Annotated in this window: 27 protein-coding genes and 1 pseudogene; 4 read left to right on the top strand and 24 right to left on the bottom strand. The window is 49.3% G+C overall.

Features of this window, described 5'->3' with window-relative positions; genetic code table 11:
• Positions 1-235: 235 nt before the first annotated feature.
• The 4 genes from cfa to AAHF05_RS16025 all read left to right on the top strand — a co-directional run bounded on the left by cfa (position 236) and on the right by AAHF05_RS16025 (position 4,324).
• Positions 236-1,384 (top strand): cyclopropane fatty acyl phospholipid synthase, encoded by a 1,149-nt coding sequence (gene cfa / locus AAHF05_RS16040; protein WP_129324782.1) that lies wholly within the window; start codon positions 236-238, stop codon positions 1,382-1,384.
• 82 nt (positions 1,385-1,466) lie between these two features.
• A complete protein-coding gene (locus AAHF05_RS16035) occupies positions 1,467-2,186 on the top strand; it encodes a (Fe-S)-binding protein (protein WP_129324770.1) in 720 nt (239 codons plus the stop codon).
• A 9-nt stretch (positions 2,187-2,195) separates the two neighbouring features.
• Positions 2,196-3,629, top strand: a complete 1,434-nt coding sequence (locus AAHF05_RS16030; protein ID WP_049007127.1) for a LutB/LldF family L-lactate oxidation iron-sulfur protein — start codon at positions 2,196-2,198, stop codon at positions 3,627-3,629.
• Positions 3,629-4,324 (top strand): lactate utilization protein C, encoded by a 696-nt coding sequence (locus AAHF05_RS16025; protein WP_049007129.1) that lies wholly within the window; start codon positions 3,629-3,631, stop codon positions 4,322-4,324. Before AAHF05_RS16030 ends, AAHF05_RS16025 begins: the two co-directional genes overlap by 1 nt.
• Before the next feature lie 227 nt (positions 4,325-4,551).
• Here the strand turns inward: AAHF05_RS16025 and AAHF05_RS16020 are convergent, their stop codons facing one another.
• From AAHF05_RS16020 to AAHF05_RS15905, 24 genes and pseudogenes are all read right to left on the bottom strand, one after another.
• Positions 4,552-4,944 carry a hypothetical protein gene (locus AAHF05_RS16020; RefSeq protein ID WP_129324769.1) on the bottom strand — a complete coding sequence of 131 codons (393 nt, stop codon included), beginning with the start codon at positions 4,942-4,944 and terminating at the stop codon, positions 4,552-4,554.
• 161 nt (positions 4,945-5,105) lie between these two features.
• Positions 5,106-5,696 (bottom strand): annotated as a pseudogene (locus AAHF05_RS16015) (tyrosine-type recombinase/integrase); the annotation flags it as partial.
• A gap of 273 nt (positions 5,697-5,969) precedes the next feature.
• Positions 5,970-6,257: an AlpA family transcriptional regulator gene (locus AAHF05_RS16010; protein WP_241697891.1), complete on the bottom strand. Its 288-nt coding sequence runs from the start codon at positions 6,255-6,257 to the stop codon at positions 5,970-5,972.
• Positions 6,258-6,259: 2 nt separating this feature from the next.
• The gene (locus tag AAHF05_RS16005) at positions 6,260-6,469 is read right to left on the bottom strand and encodes a hypothetical protein (protein ID WP_129324768.1); all 210 of its coding nucleotides are present in this window, start codon (positions 6,467-6,469) and stop codon (positions 6,260-6,262) included.
• A 34-nt stretch (positions 6,470-6,503) separates the two neighbouring features.
• The gene (locus AAHF05_RS16000) at positions 6,504-6,827 is read right to left on the bottom strand and encodes a hypothetical protein (RefSeq protein WP_129324767.1); all 324 of its coding nucleotides are present in this window, start codon (positions 6,825-6,827) and stop codon (positions 6,504-6,506) included.
• An 11-nt stretch (positions 6,828-6,838) separates the two neighbouring features.
• Complete coding sequence (locus AAHF05_RS15995) at positions 6,839-7,039, bottom strand: hypothetical protein (protein ID WP_129324766.1); 201 nt, start codon at positions 7,037-7,039, stop codon at positions 6,839-6,841.
• Between the two features lie 130 nt (positions 7,040-7,169).
• Positions 7,170-7,682 (bottom strand): HNH endonuclease, encoded by a 513-nt coding sequence (locus tag AAHF05_RS15990; RefSeq protein ID WP_129324765.1) that lies wholly within the window; start codon positions 7,680-7,682, stop codon positions 7,170-7,172.
• A gap of 3 nt (positions 7,683-7,685) precedes the next feature.
• Entirely contained in the window at positions 7,686-8,042 is a 357-nt protein-coding gene (locus AAHF05_RS15985) for a hypothetical protein (protein WP_129324764.1), read from the bottom strand.
• Positions 8,039-8,311 carry a hypothetical protein gene (locus AAHF05_RS15980; protein ID WP_049004995.1) on the bottom strand — a complete coding sequence of 91 codons (273 nt, stop codon included), beginning with the start codon at positions 8,309-8,311 and terminating at the stop codon, positions 8,039-8,041. Before AAHF05_RS15980 ends, AAHF05_RS15985 begins: the two co-directional genes overlap by 4 nt.
• A 2-nt stretch (positions 8,312-8,313) precedes the next feature.
• Entirely contained in the window at positions 8,314-8,643 is a 330-nt protein-coding gene (locus AAHF05_RS15975) for an ead/Ea22-like family protein (RefSeq protein ID WP_049004996.1), read from the bottom strand.
• Positions 8,640-8,867 carry a hypothetical protein gene (locus AAHF05_RS15970; RefSeq protein WP_071684211.1) on the bottom strand — a complete coding sequence of 76 codons (228 nt, stop codon included), beginning with the start codon at positions 8,865-8,867 and terminating at the stop codon, positions 8,640-8,642. Before AAHF05_RS15970 ends, AAHF05_RS15975 begins: the two co-directional genes overlap by 4 nt.
• The gene (locus AAHF05_RS15965; protein ID WP_374936385.1) at positions 8,864-9,349 is read right to left on the bottom strand and encodes a hypothetical protein; all 486 of its coding nucleotides are present in this window, start codon (positions 9,347-9,349) and stop codon (positions 8,864-8,866) included. The genes AAHF05_RS15970 and AAHF05_RS15965 overlap by 4 nt, the downstream gene beginning before the upstream one ends.
• Positions 9,346-9,519, bottom strand: coding sequence for a DUF2737 family protein (locus AAHF05_RS15960; protein WP_374936384.1), 174 nt, complete (start codon positions 9,517-9,519; stop codon positions 9,346-9,348). The genes AAHF05_RS15965 and AAHF05_RS15960 overlap by 4 nt, the downstream gene beginning before the upstream one ends.
• Positions 9,516-9,773, bottom strand: a complete 258-nt coding sequence (locus AAHF05_RS15955) for a sigma factor-like helix-turn-helix DNA-binding protein (RefSeq protein ID WP_374936474.1) — start codon at positions 9,771-9,773, stop codon at positions 9,516-9,518. The genes AAHF05_RS15960 and AAHF05_RS15955 overlap by 4 nt, the downstream gene beginning before the upstream one ends.
• Positions 9,774-9,827: 54 nt before the next feature.
• Positions 9,828-10,310 (bottom strand): siphovirus Gp157 family protein, encoded by a 483-nt coding sequence (locus AAHF05_RS15950; protein ID WP_374936383.1) that lies wholly within the window; start codon positions 10,308-10,310, stop codon positions 9,828-9,830.
• Positions 10,310-11,209 (bottom strand): recombinase RecT, encoded by a 900-nt coding sequence (locus tag AAHF05_RS15945; RefSeq protein WP_374936382.1) that lies wholly within the window; start codon positions 11,207-11,209, stop codon positions 10,310-10,312. The genes AAHF05_RS15950 and AAHF05_RS15945 overlap by 1 nt, the downstream gene beginning before the upstream one ends.
• A complete protein-coding gene (locus AAHF05_RS15940; RefSeq protein WP_129324759.1) occupies positions 11,206-11,514 on the bottom strand; it encodes a hypothetical protein in 309 nt (102 codons plus the stop codon). Before AAHF05_RS15940 ends, AAHF05_RS15945 begins: the two co-directional genes overlap by 4 nt.
• 81 nt (positions 11,515-11,595) lie before the next feature.
• On the bottom strand, positions 11,596-11,742 hold the full coding sequence (locus tag AAHF05_RS15935; RefSeq protein ID WP_129741367.1) for a host cell division inhibitory peptide Kil: 147 nt from the start codon (positions 11,740-11,742) through the stop codon (positions 11,596-11,598).
• Positions 11,727-11,861, bottom strand: a complete 135-nt coding sequence (locus tag AAHF05_RS15930) for a hypothetical protein (RefSeq protein ID WP_121782644.1) — start codon at positions 11,859-11,861, stop codon at positions 11,727-11,729. Before AAHF05_RS15930 ends, AAHF05_RS15935 begins: the two co-directional genes overlap by 16 nt.
• A gap of 95 nt (positions 11,862-11,956) precedes the next feature.
• The gene (locus AAHF05_RS15925; protein WP_164989113.1) at positions 11,957-12,133 is read right to left on the bottom strand and encodes a hypothetical protein; all 177 of its coding nucleotides are present in this window, start codon (positions 12,131-12,133) and stop codon (positions 11,957-11,959) included.
• A gap of 147 nt (positions 12,134-12,280) precedes the next feature.
• A complete protein-coding gene (locus tag AAHF05_RS15920; protein ID WP_374936381.1) occupies positions 12,281-12,691 on the bottom strand; it encodes a DUF551 domain-containing protein in 411 nt (136 codons plus the stop codon).
• 36 nt (positions 12,692-12,727) lie between these two features.
• Positions 12,728-13,954, bottom strand: a complete 1,227-nt coding sequence (locus AAHF05_RS15915; protein ID WP_374936380.1) for a hypothetical protein — start codon at positions 13,952-13,954, stop codon at positions 12,728-12,730.
• Between the two features lie 40 nt (positions 13,955-13,994).
• Positions 13,995-14,591: a hypothetical protein gene (locus tag AAHF05_RS15910; RefSeq protein ID WP_374936379.1), complete on the bottom strand. Its 597-nt coding sequence runs from the start codon at positions 14,589-14,591 to the stop codon at positions 13,995-13,997.
• A 2-nt stretch (positions 14,592-14,593) separates the two neighbouring features.
• Positions 14,594-14,959, bottom strand: coding sequence for an antitermination protein (locus AAHF05_RS15905; protein WP_374936378.1), 366 nt, complete (start codon positions 14,957-14,959; stop codon positions 14,594-14,596).
• Positions 14,960-15,084: the final 125 nt, after the last annotated feature.

The following is a 15,084-nucleotide window of genomic DNA, read 5'->3' as shown; positions in this document are numbered from 1 at the left end:
GGTGGTAACACTAGCTTGGAGCACATAACAACCTGACCTCTATTCGATGAAGTTTGTCTTGAGAGCACAGCGCAGGCAGGGCGGGTTTACTGAATAATGACGGGGTCATAAAACTGTTTCGCCCGTCATGAATAATTTACCAGCCATCTGCCTGAGCGATAAGCCTTTTCGCACGTAATGACTGGAATGACGGGGATATTTGCGACTGGCAGCAAGCTACGTTGAAGGAAAGATGATGGCTAACGAATGTACTGTCGATGCTATCGACAAACCAGACCACTGGCAGCGGATCGTGCAGGAACTGCTATCGCAGGCAGGCATTGTGATTAATGGACCTGAACCCTGGGATATCCGGGTGCACGACACGCGCTTTTTCAAACGTGTGTTACAGCAGGGGTCTCTCGGCCTGGGCGAAAGTTACATGGAGGGTTGGTGGGATTGCAAACAGCTCGACGCTTTTTTTGACAAACTGCTCCGCGCCCGGCTGGACGAACAGCGCCCTGCCAGTTTTGCCGATCTTCTTCGAATCGCGTACGCGCGGCTCACGAATCCGCAGTCGCGCAGACGTGCTTGGCAAGTTGGTGAAGCACACTACGATCTGGGCAATGATCTGTTTAGCCGCATGCTCGATCCCCATATGCAATATTCCTGCGGCTACTGGAAAGATGCCGATGAACTGTATACGGCACAGGAGAATAAACTGGCGCTGATCTGTGAAAAACTGCAGCTAAAGCCCGGCATGACGCTGCTGGATATTGGCTGCGGCTGGGGCGGTCTGGCTGAATATGCGGCACGTCATTATGGTGTGAGCGTTGAAGGTATTACGATTTCGGCAGAACAAAAAGCCTATGTCGAAAACCGTAGCGCCGGGCTGGATATTCGTATCCTGCTGCAGGATTATCGCGATCTGGACAAACAATATGATCGTATTGTCTCGGTCGGCATGTTTGAACATGTAGGCCCGAAAAACTACGCCACCTATTTTCAGGTTGTGGATCGCTGCCTGAAACCGGAAGGCCTTTTTTTGCTGCACTCCATTGGATCAAATAAAACGCAACATAACGTTGATGCCTGGATTAACAAATATATATTTCCTAACGGTTGTCTGCCTTCGGTAAAACAAATCACTGAGGCCAGCGAGCCTTATTTTGTCATTGAGGATTTACATAATTTTGGCGCTGATTACGATAAAACCCTGATGGCATGGCATCGCCGCTTTAATCAGGCCTGGCCGGAATTATCAGGCAATTACTCAACGAAATTTCACCGGATGTTCAACTACTATCTCACTGCCTGTGCGGGGGCATTCCGCGCCAGAAATATTCAGCTTTGGCAACTGGTATTAAGCCGTGGCGTCACCGGTGGGCTGCGCGTGGCGCGCTAAATACAATATTTATAAGGCGAGAAAAAACGCTATCACCGTAAAAAAGAGGCTCTGCCGTTATATTCACTGGAAGCTAAATAATATGAACGTTAATTTCTTTGTTACCTGCATTGGCGATGCGCTTAAATCGCGCATGGCCCGCAACAGTGTATTACTGCTCGAGCAGTTGGGTTGTCATGTCCAGTTTCCGGAAAAGCAGGGGTGTTGTGGTCAACCGGCCATTAATAGCGGCTACGTTGCCGATGCGTGGCCGGGGATGAAAGCGCAGATTGCTGCGCTGGAAATCAACGACGATCCCATTATTTCTCCCGCCGGATCCTGTATGAACGCGATTCGCCACTATCAGGACTGGCTGAGCGATGAACCTGAATGGGCAGCGCGTGCGGCGAAGATTGCCAGCCGGATGGTCGATCTGACCTCCTTTATCGTTAACCAGCTTGGTGTGACGGATGTCGGCGCGCGCCTGCCGGGACGCGCTGTTTACCATCCTTCATGCAGTCTGTTTCGCAAGCTGGGTGTACACGATGAACCGCTGGCGCTGTTACGCGAAGTGCGTGAGCTGGAAATCATCCCCTTTGGCGCCCAGGAAACCTGTTGCGGTTTTGGCGGCACTTTTTCGGTCAAAATGGCCGAGATCTCCGGTGAGATGGTGAAAGAAAAGGTTGCGCATCTTATGGAGGCGAAACCGGATTATGTGATCGGCGCGGATGCCAGTTGCCTTATCAATATTGGCGGACGCTTGCAGCGCGAAGGCCACAACGTTCGTGTGCTCCACATTGCTGACGTGCTGATGAGCCGTTAAGGAAGCAACATGTTTCTCAAAACCAGTAACCTCCCTTTTTATGATCGGGTTCAGCAGCAAATTGACGATCCGGTGATGCGCCATGCCGTTGCCAACGCGCAGGATCGCATTGGCACCAATCGCCAGAAAATGATCGATGAACTTGAAAACTGGCCTGACTGGCGTTCACACGCCGCAGATATTCGCGCCCATGTTCTCGAGAATCTGGATGCTTATCTCTATCAATTGAGTGAAAAGGTCAGCGCGAATGGCGGTCACGTCTTTTTTGCCGACACCCGCGAAGATGCCACCCGTTATATTTTGCAGATTGCGCAGCAAAAGCAGGCCCGCAAAATCGTCAAATCAAAGTCGATGGTGACCGAAGAGATCGGGATGAATGCCGCGCTGGAAGGGGCAGGTATGGAGGTCGTGGAAACCGATCTGGGCGAGTATATTCTGCAACTGGCCAAAGATGCACCTTCGCATGTCGTTGTTCCTGCCATCCATAAAGACCGCCAGCAAATTCAGCGCATTTTGCGAGAGAAACTGGGCTACGAGGGCCCCGAAACCCCGGAAGCGATGACGCGCTTTATTCGCCAGAAGATCCGCGCTGATTTCCTCAACGCCGATATCGGCATCACCGGATGTAACTTTGCGGTAGCGGAAACCGGGACGCTCAGCCTGGTGAGCAACGAGGGCAATGCCCGGCTTTGTACCACCGTGCCACGGACGCATATTGCCGTGATGGGTATGGAGCGCGTAGTTCCCACTTTCGCTGAACTGGACATCATCCTGACCATGCTGGCCCGCAGCGCGGTGGGCGCCCGGCTGACGGGTTACAACACCTGGCTTACCGGGCCGAAAAAAAGCGCGGAAAGCGACGGGCCTGAAGAGTTCCATCTGGTGATTGTCGACAATGGACGCTCGCAGGTGCTGGGTTCGCCTTTTCAGGATATCCTGCGCTGTATACGCTGCGGTGCCTGCATGAATACCTGCCCGGCCTATCGTCATATTGGCGGACACGGCTACGGTTCGATTTATCCTGGCCCTGTTGGCGCGGTGCTTTCGCCGTTGCTCGGCGGTTATGACGATTTCAAAAACCTGCCTTACGCATGTTCGTTATGCACTGCCTGCGATGACGTCTGCCCGGTCCGTATTCCCTTGTCCTCACTGATCCTTCAGCACCGCCGCACGCTGGCAGAAAGCGGAATGACGCCAGCGATGGAGAGACATACCGTACATCTGTTCAATTACGCTAACCGCCATCACTCGCTGTGGAAGGTCGGTATGGTCGCGGGCGCACGCGCGGCACAACTGATGATTCACAACGGGAAGATGCCTTTTAGTATCGCGGCTATCCGCAAATGGACGGAAGCCCGCGATCTGCCTGAAGCGGATGGCGAAAGTTTCCGTAGCTGGTTTAAAACGCATCAAAAGCAGCGTAAAAACGGGGAGGAAGCATAATGGAAAATCGCGATGCCTTCATGCAAAAGCTTGCCCAACGTCTCGGTCGCGAGCCGCGTCAAATCCCTCAACCACTGTCTGTGACGCACTCCGTGCCGCTGAAAAGCCGCTATGCCGGGCAGATTCAGCAGCAGCCTTGCGACAGTTTCATGGAATATGCGACGCAGGTGATGCAGGCTCACTGTGAACTGGCTCCGCTGGTCACTCTTCCCCTGGTTGCCGAACGGCTCTGTAAACATTACGGCGGTGGCCCGGTAATGATGAGCGGCGATGCCAGGCTGGCAAACGCGGGCATTACGGCGCATTTGCAGAACGCTTACCCGACAACGTGCTGGGCCTCGCCAGAGAGTGAAGAAAACCTGCGCAACGTCGCCGCCGCCAATATCGGCGTGGTCTTTGCCGAATACGGCCTTTGTGAAACCGGCGGCGTAGTCCTGTTTTCTTCTCCTTTGCAAGGACGGGCCATCAGCCTGCTTCCGCCAACCACGTTATTTATTCTCTATAAAAGCCGCTTACTGCCTGGCGTCACACAGCTGGCTGAGGTTCTGCATCAACGGGTGCAGTTAGGTGAAGCTCTCCCTTCCTGTATTAATCTTATCGCCGGGCCAAGTTCAACGGCGGATATTGAGCTTATCAAAGTGGTGGGCGTTCATGGGCCATTGAATGCGGTTTATTTGATAGTTGAGGATTGTTAAGGTAATTAGCGTAGGGCTGAAGAATTAAAGTATTTTTTGTCAGGGATATCTATTGCTTGATGGGTGCCCTGACTCTTCTAATAGAATAGATTCGGGGGTAAGATCGTATAAATAATTATACCTTATTGCATTTATTTCCAAGGTTGTCTTAAAGGAAGTGTGTGTTCTATATAAGAAACGAATTTTCTTTCATGTTATTGTATCGGTGGTTGCGTCATATGATGATGTTAGTGAATTGAAATGGTTATGCCTTTATAATCTTTTTTATTCGTTTTTGTTGGGTTTGTAAATATCATGATCTCGGTGGTTATATTTATCTCGTTATTCACATTGTGAATTGCCGTAAGATAGTCAATCCTTTTTTGTACACAATTAATGCTTCCGAAACTGGGGGACACCAGGATAAGTTCGCCATTAGTTGTAAATCTAATTTTCAAAGAATCATCTTCCGCCATATGCCCAACTAGTTTTACCCCTTCATTTGTATTTTTTAATCTAGAGCGATTAATATCAATAACCAACATAAATATGAAACTCAAGAATTGCCTGGGTTTTAGTTGGATTAAATATTTTTCATAAAACTCGTAATGTCCTAACTTTGAAATCTCATCAAAAATCATTTCACTGTTTATCCATTTTTAAATAAAGTGATGATTTTTACTAATCAGTTATTTTTCCAAGCTCCGCGCAAAACCTCACCCTTCAGGGGGCAATAGGTTCTGGTATAATCGGATATATGTTAATATCCATTAAATTATCATTTAAGGCCATCCATGGTCCTTTATAGATATTTTCTTTTCTGGGCGAATTCAAATGGTGTAATGTGTTCTTTTCTGTTGGCATCAAGGTAGTCAGCCCACCATTGTAACATGAGCTTTCTTTCTTCGAGATGTTCCGCTTTGTGGATATATGCTGCCCGAACCGAGTTACGCTCTTGGTGGCTCATTTGACGTTCTACGGCTTCTCTTGACCATAACCCTGATTCAATTAATGCACTATAAGCCATAGTTCGAAAACCGTGACCACAAACTTCAGCCTTCGTGTCGTAACCCATGGTGCGAAGAGCCTTGTTAACAGTGTTTTCGCTGATTGGTTTGTCATCGCGACTAAAACCAATGAACATAAGATCCTTTTCTCCACTTATAGCCTGGAGCCTTTTAAATAATACAACAGCCTGCTTACTTAGCGGCACAAGATGAGGGGTTTTCATTTTTGAGCCCCTACCTGAATACTTAACTCCCTCCAATTCTTGTCTTTCTGCAGGGATTGTCCATAACGAATTTTTGAAATTTGTCTCGGACCAACGAGCGAATCTAAGTTCACTTGAACGGGTGAACGTCATTAGAGTTAACTGGACTGCCATTTTGACCATCCTGATGATGGTATCTGTGTTATCGAACTTACAATACCAACAGTTATACCAACAAAACAAGCTGGATGTCCGTATCCCTCAGTCGACCTTGATAGACCATGATTGAGTGTAAATTTATTGAAAATATTGATAAAAGTAGACTTTGATACACTTCGATAGACAGGATCTTGGTGTCCCCTGCAGACATCACATAAAGCGTCTAAGTGCAGGGGAATTATGAGGAAATGCAGAGGTGGGAAATATTATGCCCGCAATTATGCCCACAAAGCGTGGTCATGATGCTTTTTTCAGGTCAGGAAGAAAGCTGAGTTTCCAGTTTTGATAGTCGGCATACATCCATCGGGATGAGCGGCCATACTTGATAGGTTTTGGTAGGTTACCGGCGTTGATTTGCGAGTAGAAGTATTTCGCAGTAAAGCCAGCATCCTCCATCATGAACTTCATGTCAATGAGGGAGTCGTCGCGTAGTTCGCGCATAGGTTTCATCTCCGGATTGGGAATCGAACAGGGAAGGGGATTGAGTGCACAGGCCTCATCGAGTGTGAGGCTGTGTGATTCCATGGTTACTCCGATGGCTTGAATCGCTTTTGGAATTCTTCCCTTGATACGCAATACTCAAGATAACTTCCGTTGAATTTAATCATCGGAAAGTCAGCAAACAGGACGCGGGAAAGGCCAACTGCTGTAACGATAAACTTTGAATTGTCACCATCAATATTCTGAGTCTCGTAAACGCAACCACCTTCGATTTTGATTTCTTCATTACCTGACATTATCTATCTCCAATAAAACCGCCATTGCGGCGGTCTAGTCGATGCGGATGTGTGGAATCTTTCCGGCTGCGATGGCGTCGTAAAGCTCATAGAGGACATCTCTCACCTTATCTATAGGTGCATGAGAAAAGTATTCATCGTGAAGCGCTGTCACGGCCTCATCGCGCCTTTTATCGTCTCGCTCCTTCTTAATCACCCCAAGAAGGTCAACGCACTCCATGCAGATGTGAATCTTGTCTTTTCCTTCAATCATGGCTGCCTTGCCAAAATTACCACCACATAACGAGCACAGGTCTTCCGGGTCTGGCTGGTATTCTTGGAATCCAATGTACTTTGGGCTGAATGTCAAACTAGGCATTCTTCATCTCCTTACGCTAATTTCTTATACACGCGAGGCTCATCAACAGTAGCCGCGCGAAGTTCGTGTTCGTGATGCACCGAGTAGTTGCCGTCATCCCAACGCACCCACGCTTTCGTATGGTCGCTATCCGGCTCAATCTGGCTCTCAACCACCCCTCTGATGCCTCCAGACTTAAGCTGCACTAACGCGCCCAAAGAAAATTTAGCCATAGTTGACCCTCTGACATGTGAATGAGTGAAGAGATAGCGCTCAGAGCCATAATTCCGACTATGAGCCAGATAACTGGATTGTCGCGCATGGTGACTCCGGATAAAGAAAAACCCGCTGGGTGCGGGTTTGTTATGCTGCGTATTTCCTGTAAAGGACACTTTCTAGCAAAGCATCCCTTACTCTGCTGGCGGTATTGGCAATCAACATTGCTTCCTCTCTTGTTGAGAAGCTTCCAAGATGCAATTTTTTCCCATCAACTTGTATTGCCGCTATCCATTTCCTTTGCCGCCCATGCCAATGAACACCTATCACACCGGACTTATTCCTTTTGCTCATTCCAGGATTCTGGTTGTTTTCAGCAAGTGTGCATGGGCGAATGTTGCACCAGCGATTGTCATTCCTTATCCTATTTTTATGATCAACCGCTTTAGGCCACCCACCAGTCATATAGAAAACAGCCAGTCTGTGAGCCCTATATCTCTTGCTGTTAATATAAATTTCGATGTATCCCGACTTGTTTAGGCTCCCTGCGATATCTCCCTTCCTTAGATTCCGAATGCTTTTTAGTCGATAAAAATTTCCAGTTTCAGGGTCATAAAAGAAAAGACGCTTTAGCTCCTCAAGAGATACAACATCAGACATTTGTTACTCCTTTGTTTTCAGCTGCGCGGGCGGGGCGGAGTAAAGCGGAACAACAACCGGGTCTAGCGATGGGTCAGAAACCCATTGCAGGGAGCCGTCATTCTGTCTGACATAGTTACCTCCCCTCCCGTATGCCTGTGCCTTTTCTATCGTTGAAAATGTGGTATTTGCATTCACATAATCATTCAGCACGCCGTCCATGTTTCTGAATATCAGAGAGTAAGCAACCGGCTCCGCTTCGAGCGATGCCAGCGCGATACGCGCCAGCTCATTCAGGATTGCCACATCAGCGTGACCGATGGTGTATCCAGCTTTCAAATCGGCAACTGCTTGCACGGCCTGTTTGGTAATAGTGCTCATGGGCGAATCTCCGTCCTGCCACCAAGTAAGCGGATTGCCACTCGTTCCCGCAAGGTAAGCGGTCGATGGTGTCCGCGCGCATTAACAATTTCAGGCTTTCCATTCGGCGGATAATTAACCCTGACTGATTGACCATCCAGCGCGTGAGAAGCTTCAAGCAACGCTGACTTTAAGTGCGCAGGGCACTCTCTCTGCACCTTCTCGCCGTCAGAAATGACACCTGCAATGCCCTGAAGCATGCTCGCTAAATTACTGAGATAATTTTTCACGCTCACTCTCCTTTCCACTGCTGCCCATACGCTTGGATGGCTTGCTCAAATCCTGCTTGATCATCTGTCTGACCGTAACTAAAACCATGCTGAAGACCATGACGAAACGAGCTGTCTTGCAATTTATCTGCGGTTTCGAGTTTCGCCTCCAGTTCAGCAATCATCTGGCCTTTGGCTTCCAGCTCATCCAGCGCCACGAGAACGGATTTACACTCATCAATGCTTAAGCTGATCATGGTGTGCTTTCCTCCAGATGTCCTTTGAAAACCAAAAGCATCATTCAGGCGGCGATTAAGCTTTTTTCTCAGTGCGCGTTTGTCGATGTTGCTCATTGGGCGGCTCCAGAATTTGGTTTCCAGGTGAATTCCGGCTCGATAATCACATCCATGCAGGTTCCGCGTTCGTTATGCTGCTCAAGCATTTCCAGCACGTCAGAGTCAGTCTGCGTATCTCCGTAACTCCCAACGATGCAGAGCAATTCAACAGGAGCGCCGAGGTTTTGCAGGGCAATCACCAACTGCTTTGCCAATGCCATTTTCATAGCTTCATTGCTCACGACTGCACTCCTTTGCGAAGTTGGGCGGCGAATGCTATGGAATCATTGGCATTTTGTTCAAGCCAATCAACAAGCGACCCCATATCAGTTACGGCTGGGTTGTCCAGTATGCTTTCGTATACTCGCTTAGACTCCTGCGCCCGCACTTCAGCCAGGAAAGCGTCTGTCTCCGGGGTTCGCTTCATCTTGAGAATTTCAAAGGCCTCGATCATCGCTAGTTCTGGCATTCCGTCATCCATAAGCTCTTCGGCTTTCTCGATAGCCTCAAACATCGAGGCGCTATGCGGATTAGGACTCCACTCCTTCAGCCCCGCATTCTCCGCAGCCATCTTCTCAACCTGCATCTGCAGATTCTCGATAGTCGCATCAGCAGCGCGGAACTCGCGCTGAGACTCTGCAAGCTTCTGCTCAATATTCTCGATGGTGATATCCGCCTGACGACCGTAACGCTCAAGCTCTTCATAGGTTAGTTTCACGCTCATTTCTTCGTCCTCTGCTTTAACCACGCTGTCAGGAATTTGTTCTCGTTCACGCTTGGGAATGATTGACGCTTCAGCATTTCTTCGCGTGGGATATCGTTGATGGGTTTGAAGCGGTGGCCGGCGATAAGCTCTTGGGGTTGAATGAATGGGTCATAAGTTAATCCGATCATGCTGCTTTCCTCATGTTCATGTCTTGCTTCAGAAGTCTCGACACTCTCGACCTTACCGCCATTAAACCTAGCCCCATCATTTCTGCTATATCCTTTTGCTGATAGCCTTCTCGGTAGAGTCGAGACAGAGTTTCTACTTCCTGAGGGCTCCATCGATGCTGGGTGTGGGCGGTAGATAACGAATACTTCTGAGCGAGGTAATAGAATTGGGCTAACGTAAGACCGAGGTGGTCGGCTGCGCGGGGCGCAACCATACGGCCGCACACCGCCTTCATTTCTTCAGGAGTGACGTTTAGTTTTCGCATTTGTTATTTGATGAGAAGGGTTGGCTTACCGAGCTTGAGAGACGCGCCAGGAATGGCGTTACCGGCCTTTAGTTGATGCTTGATGGCTAGCTTATCGGCCTTAACTGTTGTTACGTATTCAACGTACTCAGGTGGCAGGGAGCCTTCATCTGTGATTTCTACCGACTCGATAGGAGCGCGAACGGTTACCTGATGGATGCCAGCTTTGAGTGATTTCTTTCCTGCCGTTTCGAGAGATGCGGCAACATATTCCTTCATACTGGCAACGCGGTTTTCTGCAGCCTTAGCACGCTCTGCAAGGCGCTTACTTTCTTCTTTCAGCGCCTCAGCATAAGCAGATTCGTTTTTGCAGACAGCTAGGATTTGCTCTACCTTTGCTTCCAGCTCCCATTCAATCCCATCTAGGGTGTCAGCAATCATCTCGGGTTCCATGCCAGAATCTGAAAGCTTGGCGAAATCATTTGCAATCTGATACAAGGCGTTCATTATGCTGCCTCCGGGAATTTTGGTTTGCATTCGTGGTAGATGGCTTGAACGTTCTGCTGCAATTTCATACCCATAGTTAGCTTAAACGCTTCCTGGAACTTTATTTTCAGGTCGAATAACGTCTCTGCTTTAGCCATCTCATCGCACAGAACCTGAACGCGCTCGATGACTTCCTGTTGGCGCTTGCGCTCATCTTCGCGGATATCCTCTTCCGACTTGTGAGGCATAACAGGCTCAGTCCAAACGCCTTCTTCTTCGTTCAGGACGTGAATTGCGCTATCGAGGCGAGATGCCTTAGGCCAGTACTTACTTGCACGCTTAACAACAGTTTTTCGTGCCATTTCATTCCAGTGATTAACCCATGGACCCTTATCACTGAATGCGGCTTTGCTTGTCTTCCTGACAGCCTCAATTTCTGCAAGGCTCATCTCTTCCGTAAGGTAATCTCCTGCAGGAGTCTTAACCGTGCAGTAAACGCCAACGATGTCACCACGTTCACCGAAAGCGTTGTATTTGTGGGTGGGAGCCTTATCAAGTCCATTAGATTCATAGGTGTCATTAGCATGAACAAGCTTTGCCTGACCCCATGCGATAACACCTGACTCCATGGCGATATGCAGCAATCCCATGTAACTTATATCGAGGCAGACCATGCCGTCTCGAGGCACCAGATAAGCCAGCTTACTAGCCGGGTTCAGTGTGATGCCAATGGCTGCCACGTTGATGATCGCGTTCTGTGCGCTGGTAGGGTTGGACAGGGCTGTTTTGGCGAGGAAGTCATTCTTCTGGAAGTACTGAATCGCGAACTGGCTTTCCTTTGCCCATGTAACTGTCTGCTCAGTTAGTGCTCCGCAGAATAGCGGCTCCTGCTGCTTAACAAACTCAACGATATTGCTCATGCTGCATCCTCGAATGTATGGCGACGCAGGAATATGCCAATCGCATACTCAACCTCCACGCGCGGTCTGAATATGTCCCACATAACTGTCATTGCGAAGTCCTGATAATTGCAGTCATCTTCACCTAGCCATTCGACAGCCTGTTTCGTGAATTCGTCTGGCTTATGATCTTCTAGCATGTTGAGAACCGGGTAGAAGTTCACGCACAGGCGCTCAACAATCTTGTCTATCTTCGCGTGGTCCTCATCGCTCAGGCTCGCAATGATTTGCTTAATCTCTGTTTTGTCTGTCATCGTCAGGCGCATCTTCTGCATCCTCTTTCTGCTGTTTCAACATGTCCTGCATACGGCGGACAAAGGCATCTTCTGACCAGTTATCTGCAATGCTCATGATTTGCGGTACCACGGGTGATTAATCGCAGTCTTCATGGCTTCATGAGCTTCTTGCCACATGCGACCATCCCCGAGATAGCGAGCGATAACCGCTTTGCTTTGAGCTGCTTTGAGAGCGCTGTGATTTATAACTGGTGACATAAACCCTCCAGGTGCTTACGGGCAGCACGAATAAGACGGCGAACACGTTTGGATAATTCGGATTCAGCGGGGAAATAAGCGGACATGACGCCGCTACCCGCGAGGCTTAGTTGCATCATGGGCTGGTTCCTTATGTTGTGTGTGATTGCATGAGGCTGAGCACTTGAATAAATGCTCACTCAGATGCGGATATGAAAAATCCGCACAGTGGCGGCTAGTAACCTGAATAAGCTCGAAGTGATGCGACCCTGGCTATTACGTCGGTAAGATATTTTTCCACTCGGCTTTCTAATTCAAAATCATCAACTATCGTTTCGAGTGTGCGGTCTATTTCTCGCAACATATCCTGTTGCCACTCGATATCTTCGGAATCAGGAATTGGGTACTTCATATTTCCTCCAGGCAAAAAGAAGCCCCGACTAGCGGGGCAAATCAGACAACAAGGGATTTTTCCATCTATCAGAACTATCGAATCGTCTCCGATAGTACGGTGCGGTATTACACCCAATAGCTAACTCAGAGAATTAGCTATCAGCTGCTATTCGCCTGGTGGTTCAGGTAAAGGCATCCAGTGGGTGACATGCTCTACCAACAGATTATCGCAATAGAAATTCCAGTACCTATCATACGCACCAGACCAAACTTCTCCATACTCATTGAACGCCAGGATGGCCTTAAACTGCTCCGGCATCCGCTCACTACACTTAATCCACTCCATCACTCCTCCCCCCAGAGCCTTGCTGATGGCTGCGCGAGCCTTTTCTATGGAATCAATTTCATCCTGGTATATCCCAACATATGAAACACCATCCTTACGAACCCCTGAGATATCCGTATGCCCGTACTTAATCCTGTCCAGGCGGTGAGATTCCATTGCCACCTCTGCAAGAGGAAGCGCCCACTGCAAGGCTTCCAGCAAATCTTTATTTACCTCTTCTTCCATCTTCATATTCACCTCTGTGGCTTGCTGCCAAAAGAAGGCCGACTATGCGGCCTCAACGAGTTCACCATCTTCACTAAGCTGATACCAGGTGTCCGGTTTGATTCCGTTTTCACCGACTTTACTGGCGCGAATATGAATTAACTCGCCATCCTCATCTCGATAGCAGAGCACGATTGCGCCACCCTCAGATGCTCTCGCTTTACCTTCAATGCCGAGGGATGCTGCTACTGATTGTGATCCAGATACTTCTGCCGCTGACTGGTCGCCAGTGTTGGTTGCCGCTGACTGGTCGCCAGTGTTGGTTGCCGCTGACTGGTAGCCAGTGTTGGTTGCCGCTGACCAGTCGCCAGTGTTGGTTGCCGCTGACCAGTCGCCAGTGTTGGTTGCCGCTGACCGGTAGCCAGTGTTGGTTGCCGCTGACTGGTCGCCAGTGTTGGTTGCCGCTGACCGGTAGCCAGTGTTGGTTGCCGCTGACCGGTAGCCAGTGTTGGTTGCCGCTGACTGGTCGCCAGTGTTGGTTGCCGCTGACTGGTCGCCAGTGTTGGTTGCCGCTGACTGGTAGCCAGTGTTGGTTGCCGCTGACCAGTCGCCAGTGTTGGTTGCCGCTGACTGGTCGCCAGTGTTGGTTGCCGCTGACTGGTAGCCAGTGTTGGTTGCCGCTGACCAGTCGCCAGTGTTGGTTGCCGCTGACCAGTCGCCAGTGTTGGTTGCCGCTGACCGGTAGCCAGTGTTGGTTGCCGCTGACTGGTCGCCAGTGTTGGTTGCCGCTGACCGGTAGCCAGTGTTGGTTGCCGCTGACCGGTAGCCAGTGTTGGTTGCCGCTGACCGGTAGCCAGTGTTGGTTGCCGCTGACTGGTCGCCAGTGTTGGTTGCCGCTGACCGGTAGCCAGTGTTGGTTGCCGCTGACTGGTGGCCAGTCATGATCTGTTGCTCAAGAGACTTATCAATCTTGCTCCAAATCCATTCGATACCACGCTGAATGAACTGAGGAAGAGTTAACTCAGCTTTAATAGTGATGCTGGCGCTGGCGATTTTGGTATCACCACCTTCTTCGCGGTCAGTTACGCCAAAGGAAATGGTTTCGGCAAAACGACTACCTGCTGGATAGTAATATCCAAACACATCGAAAGGGCTCTCACAGGCATGAAAACCAGAACCGCAAGCCTCAACCTTTCCTTCATGCTTGAAGGTTTTACCGATTTCAAACTGGAAATCACGGCACTGAAGGTCTTTATTAAACCCCTTGTATGTCACAATCTCTTTGCTCATGTTGTTATTCCTGATTAGATAAGTGGCTTACTGCTCAGCTTCATGCGCTGAGGTCTTTAAGTTTCTGAATTGCTTTATTCATCTCATCCATGCAGTCGATGAACTCATCGAGCTTGCGTTGCATCTTCCCGGCTGCCTGGCATATTTCCAGCTTCACTGGCTGAAGTTTTTTGTTGAAGAAGTCATTCTCATTGCGCTTCTTCTCAGCTTCTTCTGCGGCTTTGAGTAGCTGTTCAGCCTGTTTCCTCAACGCTTCAGGAGAGGTTGGCAGAGATAAGTTTTCCATTGGTTTCTCCTGAGGTTTTGGAGGTTCTGCGGTTGCTACTGCTTTCTGTACTTGCGGTTGTTTCAGTGGGTAGATGTAGCCAGGAATTGTCGTTGGATATCCATATTTTTTGTGTCTCAGGAAAGTCATCATGTTCTTTCCGTTAAGAGGTCTTGCCTGAAGCACCAGAATGCTCTCTCGCTGCTCAAGAAATTCGATTAGCGAATCCTTTTCGCGTTTGCTGAGCGATCCGAAAGCCCCGACCTTATTGCTTAGTTTTGTGAGCGTTACTCCATCAGGCATCTTCTCTACAAAGCTCTTAACTTCTGCCAGCGGCCGGTAAAGCTTCGATGGCAACGTTGCTGGAGTCATATTTACCTCGCTGTGACCTGTTTACTCTTACGATGACCGGCTGCGAAAAGCGCCACATCTGGCAGACACACAGCCCCACTCACATCTTGCTTACGCCCGAACTCATTCGCATACACAATCGCTGCTCGCTCAAGGTTGCGTTTGTATTCTTCCAGCTGCCAGAACGCGTCCTGCACCATGAACTTAATGGGCTTGGCGTCTTCAATGCGCTTAGGTGTTTCGTGAGTGCCTTTAGCCTGAATCTGTGCACGACTGAGAGTAGGGCGATGCAATACTTCTGAGCTTGCCGTAATCTCATTCTGGAGCGCTGCACGACGCTCACGACGACGACCTGATGCTGAGCCATTGAAAGCTGTTCTGCGTGTCATAGTGACCTCCTGATGAACTTTGGTGATGTGGGCGGTAACCAGCCGCACAAGGCAGGGCTTCTTCACGCTTACCCATTCTCGCTTGCCACATCCCAAAGTTCACTTTGGTTGTTAGGCTTTTCAGC

Source organism: Enterobacter adelaidei (genome assembly GCF_041937165.1).
GTDB lineage: Bacteria > Pseudomonadota > Gammaproteobacteria > Enterobacterales > Enterobacteriaceae > Enterobacter > Enterobacter adelaidei.
Note: the sequence above shows the minus strand (reverse complement) of the source record. Positions and strands in the feature narration are given on the sequence as shown.